Annotated in this window: 14 protein-coding genes; 3 read left to right on the plus strand and 11 right to left on the minus strand. The window is 72.6% G+C overall.

The genetic code is table 11. The annotated features are described in order from the left end of the window. Window positions 1-8: 8 nt before the first annotated feature. On the plus strand, window positions 9-1052 hold the full coding sequence (locus ACGF0J_RS33535; protein WP_393152443.1) for a phosphotransferase family protein: 1044 nt from the start codon (window positions 9-11) through the stop codon (window positions 1050-1052). Continuing rightward, window positions 1049-1861: an SDR family oxidoreductase gene (locus ACGF0J_RS33540; RefSeq protein WP_393152445.1), complete on the plus strand. Its 813-nt coding sequence runs from the start codon at window positions 1049-1051 to the stop codon at window positions 1859-1861. Before ACGF0J_RS33535 ends, ACGF0J_RS33540 begins: the two co-directional genes overlap by 4 nt. A gap of 12 nt (window positions 1862-1873) precedes the next feature. On the opposite strand, the gene ACGF0J_RS33545 is transcribed toward ACGF0J_RS33540, so the two are convergent. The 4 genes from ACGF0J_RS33545 to ACGF0J_RS33560 form a co-directional block, all read right to left on the minus strand. Beyond that, window positions 1874-2284 (minus strand): hypothetical protein, encoded by a 411-nt coding sequence (locus tag ACGF0J_RS33545; protein WP_393152447.1) that lies wholly within the window; start codon window positions 2282-2284, stop codon window positions 1874-1876. Continuing rightward, on the minus strand, window positions 2281-5688 hold the full coding sequence (locus ACGF0J_RS33550) for a glycosyltransferase (protein ID WP_393152449.1): 3408 nt from the start codon (window positions 5686-5688) through the stop codon (window positions 2281-2283). The genes ACGF0J_RS33545 and ACGF0J_RS33550 overlap by 4 nt, the downstream gene beginning before the upstream one ends. Window positions 5689-5834: 146 nt before the next feature. Then, window positions 5835-6920, minus strand: coding sequence for a glycoside hydrolase family 26 protein (locus tag ACGF0J_RS33555; protein WP_393152451.1), 1086 nt, complete (start codon window positions 6918-6920; stop codon window positions 5835-5837). A gap of 88 nt (window positions 6921-7008) precedes the next feature. Further along, complete coding sequence (locus ACGF0J_RS33560) at window positions 7009-8181, minus strand: DegT/DnrJ/EryC1/StrS family aminotransferase (RefSeq protein ID WP_393152453.1); 1173 nt, start codon at window positions 8179-8181, stop codon at window positions 7009-7011. A gap of 99 nt (window positions 8182-8280) precedes the next feature. Here ACGF0J_RS33560 and ACGF0J_RS33565 point away from each other — a divergent pair, with 99 nt between their 5' ends. Beyond that, window positions 8281-9231 carry a glycosyltransferase family 2 protein gene (locus ACGF0J_RS33565; protein WP_393152455.1) on the plus strand — a complete coding sequence of 317 codons (951 nt, stop codon included), beginning with the start codon at window positions 8281-8283 and terminating at the stop codon, window positions 9229-9231. Here ACGF0J_RS33565 and ACGF0J_RS33570 read toward each other — a convergent pair. The 7 genes from ACGF0J_RS33570 to ACGF0J_RS33600 all read right to left on the minus strand — a co-directional run bounded on the left by ACGF0J_RS33570 (window position 9169) and on the right by ACGF0J_RS33600 (window position 18552). Then, window positions 9169-10548, minus strand: coding sequence for a lipopolysaccharide biosynthesis protein (locus ACGF0J_RS33570; RefSeq protein ID WP_393152457.1), 1380 nt, complete (start codon window positions 10546-10548; stop codon window positions 9169-9171). The two genes, ACGF0J_RS33565 and ACGF0J_RS33570, sit on opposite strands and share 63 nt — an antisense overlap. Further along, window positions 10545-11345, minus strand: a complete 801-nt coding sequence (locus tag ACGF0J_RS33575; protein WP_393152459.1) for a polysaccharide deacetylase family protein — start codon at window positions 11343-11345, stop codon at window positions 10545-10547. Before ACGF0J_RS33575 ends, ACGF0J_RS33570 begins: the two co-directional genes overlap by 4 nt. Continuing rightward, complete coding sequence (locus ACGF0J_RS33580; RefSeq protein WP_393152462.1) at window positions 11342-12295, minus strand: glycosyltransferase family 2 protein; 954 nt, start codon at window positions 12293-12295, stop codon at window positions 11342-11344. Before ACGF0J_RS33580 ends, ACGF0J_RS33575 begins: the two co-directional genes overlap by 4 nt. Before the next feature lie 25 nt (window positions 12296-12320). Further along, complete coding sequence (locus ACGF0J_RS33585) at window positions 12321-13154, minus strand: glycosyltransferase family 2 protein (protein ID WP_393152464.1); 834 nt, start codon at window positions 13152-13154, stop codon at window positions 12321-12323. A 195-nt stretch (window positions 13155-13349) separates the two neighbouring features. Then, a complete protein-coding gene (locus ACGF0J_RS33590) occupies window positions 13350-14468 on the minus strand; it encodes a GNAT family N-acetyltransferase (RefSeq protein WP_393152466.1) in 1119 nt (372 codons plus the stop codon). A gap of 476 nt (window positions 14469-14944) precedes the next feature. Then, complete coding sequence (locus ACGF0J_RS33595) at window positions 14945-16618, minus strand: sigma factor-like helix-turn-helix DNA-binding protein (protein WP_393152468.1); 1674 nt, start codon at window positions 16616-16618, stop codon at window positions 14945-14947. A 155-nt stretch (window positions 16619-16773) separates the two neighbouring features. Further along, window positions 16774-18552 carry a substrate-binding domain-containing protein gene (locus tag ACGF0J_RS33600; protein ID WP_393152470.1) on the minus strand — a complete coding sequence of 593 codons (1779 nt, stop codon included), beginning with the start codon at window positions 18550-18552 and terminating at the stop codon, window positions 16774-16776. Window positions 18553-18624 lie beyond the last annotated feature (72 nt).

Here is an 18624-nt window from a genome sequence, read left to right on the forward strand (position 1 = left end):
GTGGTCCCATGACCGTACCCGGCATTGACTGGCCCCGGCTGGCCGCCTGGATGGCCGCGCAGGTCCCCAGCGCGGGCGAGCCCCTGCGGGCGTCGCTGATCTCCGGCGGGAAGTCGAACCTCACCTACCTCGTGGAGGCGAGCGAGCGGCCCGTCGTGCTGCGCCGCCCGCCGCTCGGCCACGTGTTGCCGACCGCGCACGACATGCGACGCGAGTGGCGGGTCATCTCCGCCCTGGCGGACACGCCCGTGCCGGTCCCGCCCGCGCTGGCCTTCTGCGCCGACGAGGACGTCCTCGGCGCGCCGTTCTACGTCATGGGCCACGTGGCCGGCACCGCCGTACGCGAGAAGGAGGAGCTCGGCGGCCTGCCGCCCGAGCGGGCGCGGCGGCTCGCCGAACGGCTGGCCGAGGTCCTCGCCGCCATCCACGACGTCGACTACCGCCAGGCCGGCCTGGCCGACTTCGGCCGCCCCGAGGGCTACCTTGCCCGCCAGCTCCAGCGCTGGGAGCAGCAGTGGGAACGGTCGAAGACCGCCGACCTGCCCGAGTACGACCGGCTGGTCGCCCGGCTGCGCGCGCGCATGCCCGCCACCTCGGCGAACACGCTCGTCCACGGCGACTACCGGCTGGACAACACGCTGGTGCGCCTGGCCGCCGCCGAGCCGCCGGAGATCATGGCCGTGGTCGACTGGGAGATGTCCACCCTCGGCGACCCGCTGGCCGACCTGGGCCTCACCCTCACCTACTGGCACGACCCCGGCGACGACGAGCGCGCGAGCCTGCCCGTCGCCGGTGACGTGACGCTCGCGCCCGGCTTCCTCAACGCCGCCGAGTTCGCCGCCCACTACGCCAAGGTGTCCGGCCGTGACATCGGCGACCTGGGCTTCTACGTGGCGTTCGGCAACTTCAAGCTCGCGGTGATCGTGGAGGGTATCCACGCCCGGTTCCGGCAGGGTAAGACCGTGGGGGAGGGTTTCGACGGCATCGGGGCCGCCGTGCCCACCCTGATCGCCCGCGCCCACCGCATGCTCGACCAGGAGGCCCCATCATGAGCTCAGTGGCGTTGATCACCGGCGCGGCCGGCGGGATCGGGGCCGCCACGGCCCACCGGCTGGCCGGCGGCGGGGCCCGGTGCGTCCTGGTCGACGTCGACCACGACGCCGTCGAGCGGCTGGCCAAGGAGCTCGGCGGCACGGCGGTGACGGGCGACGTCACCGAGCGCGAGACGTCGGAGCGCGCCGTCGCGCTGGCCCTGGAGGCGTACGGGCGGCTCGACCTGGTCCACCTGAACGCCGGCATCGTCAGCGGCGTGGACCTGTCCGCCTTCGACCCCGAGCGTTACCGCCGCGCGGTCGGCGTGAACGTGGACGGCGTCGTGTTCGGCGTCGCGGCGGCGCTGCCCGCGCTGCGCCGGTCGGGCGGCGGCGCGATCGTGGTCACGGCGTCACTGGCCGGGCTGGTCGGCTACGACGGCGACCCGGTCTACACGATGACCAAGCATGCCGTGGTGGGGCTGGTCCGCGCGCTGGCCCAGCCGCTCGCCGCCGACGGCATCCGGATCGGCGCGGTCTGCCCCGGCTTCACCGACACGCCCCTGGTGGCGGAGATGCGCGAGACGTTCCGCGGCGCCGGGTTCCCGCTGCTGACGGCCGAGGACGTGGCCGCCGCCGTGGAGTCGGCTTTCTACGCCGAGCAGCCGGGCGCTGTCCTCGTGGTGCAGCCGGGCAGGTCGCCGGTCCCGTACCGGTTCGCGGGCGTCCCGGGCCCGGCCGGCGGGCAGCGGCCGCCGGAGGAGGTGCACGGCTCCCCGCCCGCGGGGACGCCCGGTGCCACGGGGGCGCAGGACGCCGCCTCCGGCTGAGCCGGGCGGCGGCTACCAGTCCTGGGGCTCGCGGCGGCGGTTGACGCGGGGCGCCGGCGCGCGGTGCGCCCGCCGGGTCGTCACCAGCGCGCCGAGCGCCGCCACGGAGGTGAGGGCGGCGAGCGTGATCAGCGTGCGCGACATGGTGAACGCCGCCGTCAGGAAGTAGAGCTCGCTGACGATCATGCCGAGCCCGATGCTGATCGCCAGCGCCAGCGCTCCGCTCTCCATGGCGTCACCGGTGTGGTCGCGCCGCCCGAGCAGCGGGCGGACCAGCCCGATCACCGCCGCCCCCGGGCACACCAGCAGGAACACGATGGTCGTGACCACCCGCAGGGCGGAGCCGGGCGCGGCCTGGGTCACCAGCACCGCCAGCCAGCCCGAGGCGGCCAGCAGCAGCAGCGACACCCGAGAGAAGGTCATTTTTTCCTCGCAGGAAGCAGCTCGTAGACGACTCCGCCGGGACTGCTCAGCACCAGCTTGAACCGGCCGCTCGTCTCCACCTCGCGCTTGAGCCGGTCGATGGTGCCCTTCGGCAGGATCCCCGCCGTCTCCGTCGCCGGCCGCTGAGCCCGGTTGAGCACCAGGTAGCCCTTGGCCCCCGGCGGGATCTTCGACATGAGGCTGACGAGCGACGGCGTCGGCTTCTGCACGAACTCCGACAGCGTCGGCACGTACGCCGGCAGGTTGGGCACCGCGGTGCGCGTCGGCGGCAGTTCGTCCAGCCAGAGCTGGTCGAACTTGTCGTAGTCGTCGTACGCGCCCGGCAGGTAGAACGTGGGCGCCACGATCAGGGAGTTCTCCGGCGCGATCCGGTGGAGCTGCTTGACCAGCCGCACCTCGTCCAGGGTGAAGTAGTTGCTCTGCTCCTTGCCGTAGTTGCCGAAGAAGAAGCCCCCGACCATGAGCAGCAGCACGACCGGCAGGACGGCCACCCTGACCCACGCCCGGCGGTTGGGCAGGAACACCGACGCCGCCAGGAACGCCGTGAGCGGCAGCGTGAACAGGTAGACGCGGAAGATGATCTCCCCGCCGTAGCTGCCGGCCGCCAGGAACACGAGCGGGCTCAGCCCGATCATCAGCAGCGGCAGGCCCGGCCTGCGCAGCCACTGCCTGCGCAGCACGGCGCCGGCGATGGCCAGCAGCCACAGCCCGCCCGACAGCGCCCGGTCCGCGTAGGCCACGATCACCTGGCCCGGCGCGACGTCGCCGAGCGCGACGAGACCGGCGTTGAGGTTGGACCGGGCGTCGCCCAGCGACTCGATGATGTAGTTGAGCTTGCTCTCCAGCAGGCTCCACGCGACGCCGACCGCCCACCCGCCGGCCAGGGCCGCGCTCAGCAGCAGGATGCCGAGGTTGCGGTATCTGCGCAGCACGAACAGGAAGGCCAGGGTGGCGACCAGCATGAGCGGCGTGAGCTGGTGCGAGGATGCGATCGCCGCGATCGGGACGACCAGCAGCAGCGCCCACGTCAGCCGGGTGTAGGTCGAGGTCATGGGCGGCGGCTCGGCGGCCAGCCCGTCGGGGTCGTCGCCGGCCCGGATCGGGCCCCGCCGGAACCGCCGCACCACCACCGCCAGCACGATGAGGTAGAGCGCCAGCGTGGTCGCCTGCGGCGAGAAGTAGTCCTGGCCGACCCACGAGCACGAGAAGTAGACCCAGATCGCGCCCCAGATGAGTTGCCGGTCCCGGGTCACCGTGCGGAACAGCAGCAGCAGCGGCAGCAGGGTGGCCACGTTGAAGGCCAGCGGCCCCCATTTGGCGATGTCGACCGCGTTCTCCAGGCCGGCCGTCTCGGTCATCAGCGCGAAGAACGAGAAGAAGCCGGGCCACTGGTGGTAGGCGGACAGCGGGCCGTTGCCGGGATCGGTCGCCCCGTGCCGGATCAGGTAGTCGATGACCGACACGTGCTTCCACGCCCACGAGTAGCGCAGCGTGGGATACAGGAGGCTGGGGGTGGCGTGCAGCACCGCGATGAGGATCAGCACGTAGCCGGCGTGCCACAGCTCCAGCGCGTGCCGGTCGCCGAGCAGGGCGACGAACCCGATGACCATGAGCGCCATCGCCACCCAGAAGGTGGCCGGCAGCACGGTCAGCAACCCGAGGTCGGTCATCTCCTCGAGGTTGACCGAGCGCAGCGACAGCCCCCACAGGATGGTGGAGACCGGCAGCGCGGTCCGCGCGACGAACCACGTCAGGTTGCTCGCCTGCGGGATGTGGTCGGTACGCGTGGAGTCGAGTCGGCCGCTCAGGTAGCCGAAGAGCGTGGCGAGCATCGCCATCAGCCGGGTCAGCAGCGCCTGCCACGGCTTGACGTTGTTGGGGCCGGTCAGCGTGATCGCGTGGAACGCCGTCCGCGGCAGCGACGCCTTCACCTGCGCCAGGTGCGTGCTCAGCTCCCTGCGGCCCCGGTCGCGCTGCGGCACGGCGGCCAGCGACTTGCCCTCGGCGACGCAGCGGGCGAGCACGTAGGCGCGGGTGGCGCGCCGGGCCGAGATGCCGGAGCGGACGTTGGCCGCCGGCTCGTAGACCGCCTTGCCGTTCGGGTGCCGGTCGCGCAGCCGGTGCCACAGCTCGGCCTTGACGCCGCCGGGCGGCTCGGCCAGCACGTGGCCGGCCTGGTGGTCGAGGTCCTCGGGGAACCCGCCGACCTCGGTCAGCGCCTCACGCCGGAACGCCAGGCCGGCGCCGTACAGGTCGGACAGCGGCTCGCTCTCGTCGGGCGAACCCGTGCACGAGTCGCCCATCAGCCACGTCAGCTCCTCGGGGAACCACGTGGGCCGCCCCGACACCCAGCGCAGGGTCAGGTTGCTCCGGACGGCCAGCACCCGGCGGTCGGCGAACGCCTCCATCAGGGCGGCCGACCAGTCGGGCTCGGCGGCGGTCTCGTCGTCGTGGAAGGCCACCACGTCGCCGGTGGCCACGGACAGCCCGAGGTTGCGGGCCGCGGCCACGCCCCGGTGCCCCTCGTTGTGCAGCACGACGACGCCGTCGAGCGCGGACCGGGCCAGCTCCGCCAGCTCGGGGCAGTGGTCGACGACCACGACGATCTGCTCCGGCGGCGCCTGCTGGGCGCGCAGGGAGGCGAGCGTGACCCGCAGGTTGTGCCACGCGGCCACCTCGCCGGTGACGATGACCACCGAGAGGGTGGGCGGCTTCGGCGGGGCCGGGGGGAGGTCGCCGGGAGCGGCGGGCTCGGCGGCGGGCAGCTCCTTGAGAGCGATCTTGGGGATGGGCCGGGTGTAGGTGGCGTCGTCCTCGTCGTCGGCCGCCACGTCCCCGGTGACGGTGCCGTCCGCGGACCGGGCAGCGTCCGGAGCGTCGCCCACGGGGTCGGCCGTGGCGGTGTCCTGCGCGGGCTCGGGCCCCTTGTTCATGAGCTGCCGGATGTCCGCTAACGCCCACGTCTGCGTGGCCGTGGCGTCCTCGCCGGGAGGCTCGTCCGTGTCGTGCTCGGCGGCCTCCCAGCCGCCGTCGCCCTGGGCGCCCTCCACGGCGTCGGGAACGGTCCGAACGGGCAGGGGGCGGCCCGGAAGCGTGCGGTCGTCATCGTCGCCGTCGACCGCAGAGCCGTCGGCCGGAGAGGTGTCGGCCGGAGAGGTGTCGGCCGGAGAGGCGTCGACGCCCACGGGTCCGCGGGCGTCGGCCGCGGGATCGGTGTCGCCGGACCCGGGCCGGGCGAGCGGGAGGATCACCTGGATCGTCTCCGATCCGTCGTCCTCCTCGGCGGCCGGTGGGGCGCCGGGCGGGGAGAGGGGGCCGCGTGGTAGCCGGATGGCCCTGGTGGCCGAGTCGTCGGTCACCTCGTCGGTCTTCCTGCCCTCCACCGGTCTACCTTTCGCTGGCGTGGCCCTGCGTGCTGACTGCCTGTGACTTTACTCGGTATCGGGGGTGGCAACGCATGCCTCATGATCAGGCTTTACGGTGCGAAACCCCAAATACTTCGACATATCTGGCGCGGTGGAAGTTCGCCTCAGGCCGGCGTCTTCGGCAGGTCCCTTCGGACGTACGGAGCCTTGCCCGCCTCGGCGAAGGTGGCCAGCGTGCCCGGGCCGGTCAGCGTGAAGTCGCACCTGTTGTCGTCCACAGCGTTCCACTGGACCACGGCCTTGATGTTCGGCAGGTCCTCCAGCACCGCGGGCACGTCCTCGTACCAACGGCCGCGCGCGTCGGGGTCCCTCGGGTCGCTCTCGGTGCCGTACTCGCTGAGGATGAACGGCTTGCCGCCGAACCCGTTGCTCATCAGCCAGTCGTAGGTGGGCTCGATCGTGTCCTCGAAACTCTGCCAGGAGGCGTTGCGGCAGCGGGCGAAGTTGTAGGGGTCGTAGCTGACCCAGTCGACGTAGGCGTCGCCCGGATAGAACGCCTTCCACCGGTTGCGGTAGGGGTAGTAGCCGGTGACACCCCACACCCACGCCACGTTCGTGACCCCGAGCTCCTTGAACCTGTTGACGATGTGCCGGTAGGCGGCGACGTACTCGGCCGGGGTGCCGCTGTCGGGCCGCAGCTCCATCTCGCCGTCGAAGCCGACCAGCACCGGCTTGCCGTACGCCTTGATGCGCTGCGCCTGCGGGTCGATGACGCTCGCGTCGGCCTCGCCGCGGGCGATGGAGCGCCAGGGGATGCTGTCACCGTGCTCCCAGCGCTCGGACTCCCAGCCGAGCAGCAGCAGCCGGTCGCGGCCGAGGTCGGGCTCGTCGTCGCGCAGCATCAGGCCGTTACGCGACTCGGACATGTCGTGGTAGGTGAACACGATGTCGAACGTCCGCCCGACCTGCTGCTCCAGGGTGCGCACCGAGGTGAGCATGCTGCCCCGCACCGGCGGGGTGTAGATCCCCCACCACGCGCCGCACGCGGGCCCCTGCCTGAGCGTGGCCGGCGCCGAGCAGGGCCGGTCGGGCGTGCCCGCGCCCTGCGTGACCGCCCCCACGTCGGGCCGGGTGGCGACGTAGACCACCGTTCCTCCGGCGACGAGCACCGAGAACCCGGCCAGCACGGCCCACAGCTTGCGACGGCTCTTGCGGGGCACGGCGTGCTTGCCCCCGGTCTCCTGCGGCATGTGGCTCTCCGTGATGGGCGGCGGCCGGCTCGTTACGCTCGGCGACCTAGAGTGTATGCAGGTAACTGTGAAGTTGATGTAGTCCGGGTCACCGGACCGCCGGGCGCACCGGCGCGCCGAGCGTGCGCAGCACCGGCAGCGCGCGGGCGGCCTGCAGCGGGTCCACCGGCAGCACGTGCCGGGTCCACCACAGCGCGATCTCGGGCGTCGGCCCCGGCTCGGCGAGCGTCGGGCCGAAGTCGTCGTCGAGCGGCGGCGTGTACAGGGCCGTGGTGATGACACCGCGACGCTCCAGCGCGTCCTTGGCCGCGTCGCGGTCCTCGACGATCAGCGGCACCCTGAACAGCGGCTGGTCGGCGAAGCGCCGCACCGGCGGCGCGACCACCGGGAGCTCGGCCAGCAGCCGCACGCCCCGCACGCGCCGCTCGCGCTCCCGCTCGGCCGTGCGCTGCCGCCCGGCCGCGAAGCGGCGCAGCAGCGGCCCGTGCGCGGTGCGGTAGCCGCCGGACCCCACCGACATCCACCGGTCGAACGCCGGCAGGTCCTCGTGCCCGGCCGCCGTCGCGGCCAGGTCGCGGGCCCGCGTGTCGTCGCTGGTGTGGGTGGCCTCGATGCCCAGGGCGCGGGCCGCCCGCCAGGCCGGCGTGCTCAGCCGCAGCGCGTAGACGGCGTCGCGCAGCAGCGGGCCGAGCATCGCGCGCGTCTCGCCGCCGGTGGACGGCGCGGTGAGCAGCCCGTCGCGCAGCAGGGCCAGCCGGTCGCGGGTGGCCGTGTCGGCGACGGTCAGCACGCCACCCGCCCCGGCTCTCGGGTGCTTGGACAGGCTGAAGGCCCCGGCCGCGCCGAACGTGCCGACGTGCCGCCCGTCCACCTCGGTCAGGTAGGCGTGGGCGCAGTCCTCGACGAGCACGATGCCACGCCGGTGACACTCGGCCGCCAGCCGTTCGACGCGGCCCGGCAGGCCGTACATGTGGGTGGCGACCACGGCGCCGATGCCGCGCCAGTCGACCAGGTCGACGTCGATGGTCGCGTCGTCGGGGGAGACCGGCGCCATGACCGGGCGCAGCCCGGCGGCGACGGCGGCGAACAGCACGGTCTCGCAGTTGACCGGAGACATGAGGACCCGCTGCCCGCGCGGCACCAGGCCGCGCAGGGCCAGATAGAGGCCGAGCCGGGCAGAAGGGACATAGAGGCCAGGCCGTCCGGTCCGCCGTGTGAGCGACCAGGTCAGGGTGTCGTCACCCACCTCACGAAGCCGCATCGAATGTCCCTTTCGCTGGGTGTCCGGCATCCCATGAACGATACGCTGTCAGCCTCAGCCGGCGCAGATCGCGCTCATGTCTCCAGGGTGGTTATCTCCATGGCGGAATCTGGCGTTTCCTCCTCGTGGCCGGAGGTCGGCGTCGTGGTCTGCACGCGCGGCGACCGGCCCGAGATGCTGCGTGAAGCGCTCAAGGGGATCGAGTCGCAGGACTACCCGGGCAGGGTCACCACGGTGGTCGTCTTCGACGGCAACGACCCCGACACCGGCCTGGTCTCCGACGACCCGGCCCGGCCGGTCAGGGTGGTCCGCAACAACCGGCAGCGCGGGCTGCCGGCCGCCCGCAACTGCGGCATCCTCACCCACGGCGACGAGGTCGAGTGGGTGGCCTTCTGCGACGACGACGACACCTGGCTGCCGACCCGCGTCCGGGTGCAGATCGAGGCGCTCCGCCGGCACCCCGACGCCGTCTTCGCCACCTGCGGCTCGCTGATCGTGCACCCCGAGTGGACCCGCCACATCCCGCTCGACAAGGAGCGCGTGCCGTTCACCGACCTGCTCGACGGCCGCCAGCCGGCGATGCACCCCTCCGGCTTCCTCGCCCGGCGGGCGGCGCTCGTGGGCGACGCGGTGGGGCTGTTCTCCGAGACGATCCCCAGCGGCTACGGCGAGGACTACGAGATGCTGCTGCGCGCCAGCAAGCACGCGCCGATCGTGCACGTGCCCGGCGAGCACCTGCACGTGGCCATGCACGGCCAGTCGCACTTCGCCGGGCGCTGGGACACCATCGCCGAGGCCCTGCAGTGGCTGCTGCAGCGCTATCCCGAGATCCGCACCTCCCGCAAGGGCTACTCCCGGCTGGCCGGCCAGGTGGCGTTCACCCGCGTCGCCGTGGGACGCCGCGCCGAGGCGCTGCGCTGGGCGGCGCGGGCCTTCGTCACCGACCCGCGGGAGATCAGGTCCTACGGCGTCGCCGTGATCGCGCTGCTACGGCTCGACCCGGTCTGGGTGGTCCGGCGGATGGAGGCGCGCGGGCTCGGGGCCCCGTGACCGGCCGGTGGCGATCCGCCGCAGCCCGGGCAGCACGGCCAGCGCCGTGATGGTCTGACTGCCGAAGATCGCCATGCCGACCCCGGTGATGCCGTAGACCGGCAGCAGGAGCTGCGCCCCACCGATGGCCAGCGCGGCCATCACGAACTGCACGAACACGATCGTCCCGGGGCGCCGCAGCGCCCGCAGCGCGCCCAGGTACAATTCGACGACCGCCCGGGGCAGCGCCGCGAGCGCGATGAGCCGCATCAGGTCGGTGGCGTTCTCGGCGTACCCCTCCCCGAACAGCAACAGCCCGACGGGCGCCAGCGCCGCCGCGGCGACCACCAGCGGGGTGAGGATCAGGAACGTGCGGCGCAGCGCCCGCCGGCAGTTCTCCGCCAGCCGGGCCGAGTCGAACGCCCCCTCCACGGTCAGCGAGGACGCCATCGTGTAGCTGAGCATCTCCAGCATGGCGCCGAGCGTGATGGTCAGCCCGTAGTAGGCGTTCATCTCCTGGGTGACCTGCGCGGCCACCAGGACGGGCACGCCGTAGTTGAACAGCAGGGTGAAGATGGAGCCCGCGTAGTCGCCGGCCAGGAACCTGCCGATCTGCCGCGTCGGCGGCAGCGTGTTCGCGGCGGTCAGCCGCGAGTGCTCGGGGATCAGCCGCCGGAAGACGATCGTGTTCAGGCACAGCGCCACCAGCAGCCCCGGCGCGATCCAGGCCAGGAACACCGCCCACGACACGGCCACTCCCGACGCGGAGGCCAGCGCGAACGCGCACGCCGCCAGCACCCCGAACCTGACCACCCAGAAGACGAGGTTGGCCACCGGCACCCACGGCGCCTTGCGCAGCGCGGTGAGCACCACGTCCTGCAACGTGCAGACGCTCCACACGATCACCATGACGGTGAAGATCACCCCGGCCGTCCAGCCCGACAGCAGGCTGTAGGTCTCCCCCCAGCTCGTCAGCGTCAGCAGGAACACCAGGCACGCGGCGACCGACAGCCCGGCCCCGGCCAGGTAGACGGTCGCGACGAACCGCCCGGTCCGCCTGCCCGCCTGGGGGACGAACCGGGCCACGGTGCCGACGAAGCCGAACGAGGTGATCGCGGCGAGGAACCGCATGGCCGCCAGGATCGCCATGCCGACGCCGACGTCCTTCTCGTCGAAGACGCGGGCGGTGACCGTCCAGTAGCCGAGCCCGATGACCGCGCCGGCTCCGGCGTTCAGCATCAGGGCGTACGCGCTGCGCAGCAGCGGGTCGTCGAGGTCGGACGGCAGCCACCGCCGCAGGCCCGCCGGCCGCTCGGCGGGCCGGACGTCGCCGCTCACCGGGGGACGACCTGTCGGATCGCGTACCTGGTCCGCCGGACGAGCGCGTAGCCCTTGGTCAGCGCCCGCTCCTTCAGGTAGAGCAACGGGACGCCGCGACCCTCGACCGCGCGGCGGAACTTCGCCATGCCGGTGTCCCTGGCCACCGTCAGCCGTGGCACGGCCAGCAGGTCGTCGTGGTCGCCGGCCACCGCGTTGGCCACGGCGCAGGCGGCTACGTATCCCGCCCCGCCGGCCTCGCGGCGCACCCGCGCGCTGGAGTAACCGAAGGGGTAGGCCATGGTCGTCACCGGGGCGTCCGCCTTCTCCTCCAGCAGGCCCTTGTTGCGGCGCAGCTCGTCGCGCAGCTCGGCGTCGCGGAGCTGGTCGAGCTGGGGATGGCTGTGGCTGTGGCCGCCGATCTCGATCCCGGCCCGCGCGGCCTCGCGGACCTGACCCCAGGTCAGCATGTCGTCCAGCGGGCGGCCCGCCGCGTCGGCGCCGGCGTCGGCCAGCCAGCCGCTGGTCACGAAGACCGTGGCGGGGAAGCGGTGCCGCTCCAGGATCGGCAGCGCCCGGGAGTGGAAGTCGGCGTAGCCGTCGTCGAACGTCACCACGACCGGCCTGTCCGGCATCGATACGCCCCGGCCCTGCCGCAGGGCGGCGGCCAGGTCGCCGAACGTCAGCGGGGTGAACCCGTTCTCGGCCAGGTAGGCGAGCTGCTCGGCGAAGTCGGACGGGCGTACCGACAGCCCGCGGGTCTCGTCCTTCGGCGTGTCGGTGACCGAGTGGTACATGAGGATCGGCACGCGGATCACCGCCCCGCACCCCGCAGCCGTACGGACCCCACCAGGTAGCCCCAGGCGGTCCAGGCCAGCCCGACGACGATGGCGACGGCCCGGCCGAGCCCGCCGGGGTCGCCGCGCAGCGCCTCGCCCAGGCTGCGCAGCGCGCCGAGCGGCAGCGTCTTCAGCGCGTGCGCCCGCTCGCTGGACAGCCCGTCCTGGGTGCCCACCTCGCGGGTGACCAGCGCCTTGGACAGCCCCTCGGCGTAGCACCGGGAGCGGAAGTAGGCGAACGTCTCGCGCTGGCGGGGCACCTTGTGCCCGATCAGCGCACGCGGCTCGAACAGCATGACCGAGCCCGGCCTGCGCTGGCTCAGCCGGATGCAGAACTCCGTCTCCTCGCAGCCCAGGGGGCGGCTCTTGCGGCCCTGGACGCTGCGGCCGATGCCGCTGTGGAAGCCGCCGACCTCGCCGATCACCTCGCGCAGGAACGCCGCGTTGCCGCCCATGACGTTGCGGATCGGCGCCCGGACCGCGGGCATGCCCCGGTAGGTGCAGCCCACGGTCCAGTCGAACTCGTACGGGAACCAGCGGGGGCGCCGCTCCGACGCCCACAGCGGCTCGGTGCGCCCGCCCACGCCCACGACCGTGCCGCCGGCGCCCGCGTCCTGGAAGCCCTCCTCCAAAGCCTCCAGCCAACCGGGATCGGCCACCGCGTCGTCGTCGAGATAGGCGACGATGTCACCGGTGGCGACGTCCGCCCCGGTGTTCTTGCCGCCGGACAGGCCGCGTTCGTGGCTGTTGGCCACGACGATCGCCTGCGGGTGTGCGTCCTTGAGTCGCAGCAGCAGGTCGGGGTTGTGGTCGACGACGAGGATCAGCTCGTGCGCGGGGCGCCGCTGGCGCTCGACCGACTCGACGGCCTGCCTGATGTCCTCCCAGCGGTCCTCGGTGTAGACGCAGATGACGACGGATGTAAGCACGGGTGGGACCTTTTTCGGGCGAGGGTCAGGCCACGCCCCGGTCGGCGGCGGGCCGCGCGGCGGGCTCGGGGAGCGGGGTGATCGGCTGGCGGCGCCACTCCCGCAGGATGGTCTTGAGGACGCGGAAGCCGTCGCGGACGGCTCGCAGGTTGCTCTCGCCGTGGATGCGGCTGCGCTCGTGGCTGGGCACCTCGTGGATCTTCAGTCCGGCCTTGGCGGCGCGCACGTTCATCAGCGTCTCCACCTCGAAGCCGTCGCAGTCGAGGTCTAGCACGTCGAGGTGACGCGCCCAGAAGGCGTTGTAGCCGTAGCACAGGTCGGAGTACTTCGTCCCGTACATGAGGTTGACCAGCAGGGTGAGCGCCTTGTTGCCGAGGCTGCGGCTGAGCGTCAGGTCGTCGCTGCCGCCGCCGGGCGCGTAGCGCGAGCCCTTGACGAAGTCGGCGCCGGTCACGAGCGCGCCGACATAGGAGATGATCTCCCGTCCGTCCATCGAGCCGTCAGCGTCGATCATCACGATGATGTCGCCCGTGCAGGCGGCGAACCCCGCCGCCAGCGCGTCGCCCTTGCCCTTGCCGGTCTGCGTGACGATCTTCATGTTGGGGCGCAGGCGGCGGGCCACGGCGACGGTGTCGTCCACGGAGTTGCCGTCGACGAGCACGATCTCGTCGATCCACTGGGGCAGCGTGGCGAACAGGTGAGGAAGGTTCTCCGCCTCGTTCATCGCGGGCACCACCACGCTGACCGTGGGGGAGATGGCGAGGTGCGGCGTGATGGGGGTGAAACGCTCGATCGGCGGCATGGATCGCAGCGGCGCGACATGCACCTTGCCGTTGTGCCTGATCATCTCGGGACTCATGATGCGAACAATCCTTTCGGGACCACTCGCTGCGAGCCGCGGGCCGTCCCCCGGGTGCTGAGGGGATGCCGAAGCGGCGAACGGTGCATTGACGGTCCTGTGGGAGTGAGGGTGTGCTGGGTCTACTGCGGGGTCTACTGCTGGGTGTGCTGTGCTGGGGTGACGCTGTGCGCGAGGGGGAACGGGGAGCGAGCCTCAGCGCGCTCCCGTGGTTTCCTTGGCGGCCTGCTCGGGCTGCAGGGCGGTGCGCATCCGCCCGAAGCCCTTGAGCACGCGGTCGGCCGCCTTGTAGAGAGACGGCCGATCAAGGACGATTGTTCGGGCCTTGTTGAGGGGAACACGGCCCATCCAGTGCACGGCCGCCGTCGGGGACGGCCGCGAGACGCGGCCCTCCGAGACGTAGAGCGTGCCGCTCTTCAGCCAGTCCTTGTACTCCTTGCCGCCCTTGCCCATGTCGACCATGTGCAGACCGGCGGCGGCTGCCGCCTCCGCCATCTGCAGGTGGTGGACGATGCCGGGCGAGTACCGGGCGAACTCGGTGTCGTAGGCCGGGAACCAGCCGACGAGGGTGGTGGCGGTGCGCAGGCCGAAGTGGCCCGCCACCGGGACGTTGCCGGAGTAGAGCATCGTCAGCACGCCGGCGAAGTCCGTGGACCGTTCCGCGTGCATCTGCTCCGTCAGCTCGACGATCCACGGTTGCGCGAACCTGTCGACACGGCCGGTCCGCCGATACTGGTCGGACTTCCAGGCGAGCAGCGTGCGCAGCACCTCGGGGTCGGCCGAGGCCCACTCCAAGCGCAGCTCGCCCTGCTCCCTGCCGAGCTTGCGCTCCTTGTAGCGGACGGTCTTGAGGTTCTTGGGGGAGTTGGCCTTGACCTGCTCCAGCCACGCGTCGAAGCCGGCGGTGAAGTCCATCACCGGGGCCGGGCGCACGTCGCTCTCGTACGGGCTGAACGTGGGCTGGCCGGCGACCATGTGGTCGAAGTCGTAGACGTTGAGCCCGCAGACGCGCAGCAGCGCCTTGGCGTCGAGCTTGACGCCCTGCTCGGCGATGAGGCCGTGGCAGGTGGTGAGGAAGCCGCCGAGCGGCTTGCCCACGCCGAACCCGTGGCGCTCGTAGGGGAAGAAGCCCACGATCTTGCCGCCGTCCTCGACGACGGCCACCCGCACGTAGTCGCGCAGCCGGTCCATCGCCACGGCGAATTCGACCGACAGGAACGGGTTGTCCAGGGCCCGGTCCGCTTTCTGCAGCTCACGCCATCGCGCGCGTTCGGAGTTCGCGAGATCCCTTGGGCGAACGACCGAGATCTTCACCTTTCCCTGGCCCCCTGTCCGGTCCGGATGTCCCTTCCATGACGCGCCTCGGAAAGCACCTTTACCACGAGGCTCCCAGGGGCTTCTCCCGATGGAACAGTGAGCAGGTCACGATCATGCAACAGTCCCGCGACCTCCACCGTGGGGACGGTGGCCGCTCGGCAGTGCTCGATCATGACCGTCTCCCGGAAGTCCTGGCTCGTCAAAGGGCACGACTGATCGCATCCCATGTCATGGGACCAATCGATTCGTGAACACGTCAATGCCGACGCTTGGCGACACGCACCGGTTTACCAGCAGACCGGAAAATCTGTCCCAGGTGACGGACGACACACCAGGGGGTAAGCCTGAGGCCTCCGGTGCGGTCTCCAAGCACACCAGGATGCCCTATGCGGGACACCGGCATGGCCTCAGGGCCCGATTTCGCATCAGATAAAGGTCAATGTTGACCTACTTCGTCATGGTCTCGCGGTGACTCACGAGCCGTCCGCCGGCTGGTCCTCCGGCGCCCGCGCGGGCGGGTCCGTCCGGGCGACGCCGCCGGACGCGTCCGGGGTGGGCGGCTCCGCCGTGGGGGTGTCGGTGGGCGGCTCGGGCAGCGGCCGCCCCTCCCAGGACAGCGGGCACGACGCGCCGCCGCCGTTGGAGGAGAGCGAGACCGCGCCGTCGCCGGGTGTGTCCGGGTCGGCCACCGTGACCACGACGGTCGCCGACCTGCCCGGCCGGATCGAGCCGCGCGCCGGGAACACCTCCAGCCCCTCCGACGCGCCGGCACTCCAGGTGACCGTGGCGTTCCGGGCGCGCAGCACCACCTTGGCGGCGCCGTCGACGTCGCCGGGGCAGGCGACGGCCAGTCGCGCGCGGGGCGCGGCGCGCCGGGTCGCGCTCGGCCCCGTGGCCGGTCCGGTGGCCGGTCCGGTGGCTGGTCCGGTGGTGCCGGGCCGCGTGGGCGTGCCGGTGGTGGGGCGGGCGGGTGACCGGGTGGCCGCCGGTTCCGGGGTCGGGGCGCCGGCAGACGGCGACGGCTGCGCGGTGAGCCCGGGCCCGTGGCCGGGGTCCGGCTCCGCGGTGTCGATCGGCCGCCCCACGGGGGCGGAGGCACCGGGGGAGGGCGCCACGCGCGACGCTGCGGGGCGGTCGTCGCCCGCCGTCACCAGTACGGCGCCGGTCGTGGCGAGCAGGCACGCGCCGGCCGCCAGCGCGGGCGCCAGCCCGAACGGGCCGCGCCGGCGCGAGGGTCGCCCGGCCGGCGCCGGGAAGCCCGCCCGGTCGAAGCCGTCGCTCCGGTCCAGGATCAGGGTCCGGGCGTCGTCCCGCTCGGGGCTGAGGCACGTGCCGACCACCCGGCGCCGCAGCGACAGCGGCGGGTACGCCGGTGGGGCCAGGCCGAGCAGCCGGCCCGCCGACACGTGACGGTGCCGCCCTTCCGTGCACACCTCGCACCCGGCGATGTGCCCGGACAGCCGGCGGCGCAGCAGCGGGGTGAGCGGCCCCGCCCACGAGTCGAGCATCGCCGACAGGTCGGGGCAGTGCGCCCGCCCGACCCGGGCCAGGACGACGGCCGCGGCGGCGTTCTCCAGGTGGTCCCGGGCCCGGGCCAGCAGGGACGCCGCCCGGCGGGAGGTCAGCCCGAGCACCGCCCCGGCCTCGGCCGTGCTCAGCCCGTGCCGCAGCGCCAGCTCCAGCACCTCGCGCCTGGCCCGCCCCAGCTCCCCGAGCGCCTCACCCACCAGCGAGCCCAGTTCGGCGTCCGCAGCCCCGGCGCCGCCGTCCCCCGCCTCGTCGCCCCGCGCCTGCCCGACGGCCGGTGCCGGCACGGTGCGGTCCCGCCCGCCCCGGCCGCGGGCGGCGTGGCCAGGGTCGCGGCGGTGGGCCGCGCGGGCGATGGCCTGGGCCCTGGTCAGGGCGTACACCCAGGCGCGCAGCCGGGCGGGGTCCCTGAGCCGGGTCACCCGCCCGTGCGCGGTGACGAGGGCGTCGTGGACCGCGTCGGCCGCACCGTCCCCCGGGCCGACCAGCGAGGCCGCGTAGTCGTGCAGCCGCTCGCCGTACGCGTCGTACAGCGCGGCCGGGCCGTCGGCGTCGCCGCGCCGCAGCGTGTCCACCAGGCGCTGGTCACCGGCGCGATCGGCGGCTGGCCATCCGGGCACGACGTCCCTCCCCGCAACTCGCTCACGAACCCCCACGCGCGTAGGACGCCGCCCCGCAGCCCGAGGTTGGCCGAACCATGCCTAACAGGCATGACTTTGGACGACAGGGGTAAACGTGACGGATGTGACGGTGCGTGCCGTACGGGAGGGGGACCTCAGCCGTCGCACTTCGGGGCGCACAGGCGGCGCTCCATGCCCTGGAGGAAGAAGTCGCGCACCTGGAGGATGTCCTTGGCGATGTAGGCCTCCCCGCCGGTCGCCTTGGCGAGCGCGTCCATCTGCTCCTTGCCCTTGGGCGCATCGGGGCCGAACGCGATGACCAGGATGCTGACCGGCCGCTTCGGGTTGTAGGTCTTCTTCAGGAACTCCAGCATCTGCGTGTCGCCGAGACCGCCCTGCGGGTCGTCGTTGCCGGCGCCGTCGGTGAGGATCAGGATCGTGTTGATCTTGTCCTGCTGGTACGACTCGGTCATCTCGGTGTAGGCGGCCTTGAGCGTGTCGTTCAGGCCGGTGTCGCCCGTGGCCTTGGCCTGGACGGTCGCCAGCTCCTTGATCATCATGTCCTTGCGCAGCGTGCCGTCGATGGTCTCGGTCAGCGGGCCGACGGAGACCAGCTCGCGCCAGTCCTTGCCCTGACCGTCGAGGTGCGTGGAGAACCCCCAGATGCCGATCTCGGAGTCGGCCGCGAACAGGCCGAGACCCTCGGTGGCGATCTTGGAGATGGCCTGCATGCGGGTCATGTTGGTGCCCGGCACGGGCAGCGCCATGGTGCCCGAGACGTCGAGCAGGGTGAGCATGCGGCTGCCGAGGTTCAGTCGCGACCAGGTCTGCGCCATGCTCGCCACGGTCTTGACGTCGGGCGCGGGCAGCGCCTTGGGCGGGGCCGGGGTGAAGCCCTTGGCCTTGGTGAGGTTCTCGCCCGCCTTGCCGTCCGGAGCGCGGAAGCCCTGGTTCTGCAGCACCCTGACGGCCGATGCGGTGGCGAGCTCCCGCTTGAAGGCGGCTGCCGCCTTCTGCGTGGTCGCGTCCCTGGTGACGACCACGAGCGGGTAGTCGAGGCTCAGCGTGCCCTCGGCCGGGTACAGCGGCACCACCTGCGCCTCCGGCTTCTTGGCGTTGTGCACGTGGACGCTCTGCTCCGAGGCGACGCCCACCGGCACCTTGCTGCCGGACTTCACGGTGAGGCTGGCGAGCAGCGCGTTCGGGTCGGTGGCGAGCTGGCCCGACAGCTCCTTGAGCGCGCCCACCAGGGCCTTGTCCTGGTTCGCCTTCTTCGCCGAGCCGGCGGCGGCGAGCAGCGCGGCCATGCCGGCGGAGTTCTTCTGCGGGTCGAGGGCGAGCACGCGGACCTTCTTGCCGGGCCCGTCCGGATCGGCCACGTTGGCGGCGGCGATCAGGCCCGACCAGCTCGGCTTGAGGCTGCCGGTGAGCTTGTCGGCCGAGGACTTGGCGGTCACCAGGACGACGGGGGAGGCGGCCACCGAACCGGACGGCTCGGGCACCGTCGTGGCGGGGTCGTCGCGCAGGCGGGACACCATGAGGCTGGAGTCGGCCACCCACAGGTCCGCGTTCGCCTTGCCCGCCGCCAGCGCGTTGGCCGTGCGGGTCGCCGCCTCCTTGGCCACCGTGACCTCGACGCAGCGGCTGTCGATGGAGTGCAGGGCCTTGTTGTAGGTGCCGGCGATCTTGTTCAGCGCGGGGTGGATGTCCGGGGTGGCGACCACGCGCAGCGGCAGCTTGCCGCCCGAGCAGTCGTGCTCGCGGTTGAAGATGACGAACGCGGCGACGCCGAGCAGCACGGCGAGCGCGACGGCGCCGGCGAGCGGGACCAGCACCCTGCCCCGGCCGCTGCGGGCGGCCCGTCTGCGGGGGGTGGGCGAGGGCTCCTGGGCGCTGTAGCCGCCGTCGAACTCGTCTGTGCGGTGTCGACCCACGATGTCCTCTTAGGTAGTCGTAACCTTCCGGAGACCCTAGCGGGAGAAGCTCCGCAATACCTCCGGAACGAT

The organism is Nonomuraea sp. NPDC047897, assembly GCF_043204415.1.
In the GTDB taxonomy this organism is placed as follows: Bacteria; Actinomycetota; Actinomycetes; order Streptosporangiales; family Streptosporangiaceae; genus Nonomuraea.

What these genes read in the sequence shown, in the direction of transcription:
- ACGF0J_RS33535 (WP_393152443.1), top strand. Translation starts at nt 9, where the DNA reads ATGACCGTACCCGGCATTGACTGGCCCCGGCTGGCCGCCTGGATGGCC.
- ACGF0J_RS33540 (WP_393152445.1), top strand. Translation starts at nt 1,049, where the DNA reads ATGAGCTCAGTGGCGTTGATCACCGGCGCGGCCGGCGGGATCGGGGCC.
- ACGF0J_RS33545 (WP_393152447.1), bottom strand. Translation starts at nt 2,284, where the DNA reads ATGACCTTCTCTCGGGTGTCGCTGCTGCTGCTGGCCGCCTCGGGCTGG.
- ACGF0J_RS33555 (WP_393152451.1), bottom strand. Translation starts at nt 6,920, where the DNA reads ATGCCGCAGGAGACCGGGGGCAAGCACGCCGTGCCCCGCAAGAGCCGT.
- ACGF0J_RS33560 (WP_393152453.1), bottom strand. Translation starts at nt 8,181, where the DNA reads ATGCGGCTTCGTGAGGTGGGTGACGACACCCTGACCTGGTCGCTCACA.
- ACGF0J_RS33565 (WP_393152455.1), top strand. Translation starts at nt 8,281, where the DNA reads ATGGCGGAATCTGGCGTTTCCTCCTCGTGGCCGGAGGTCGGCGTCGTG.
- ACGF0J_RS33585 (WP_393152464.1), bottom strand. Translation starts at nt 13,154, where the DNA reads ATGAGTCCCGAGATGATCAGGCACAACGGCAAGGTGCATGTCGCGCCG.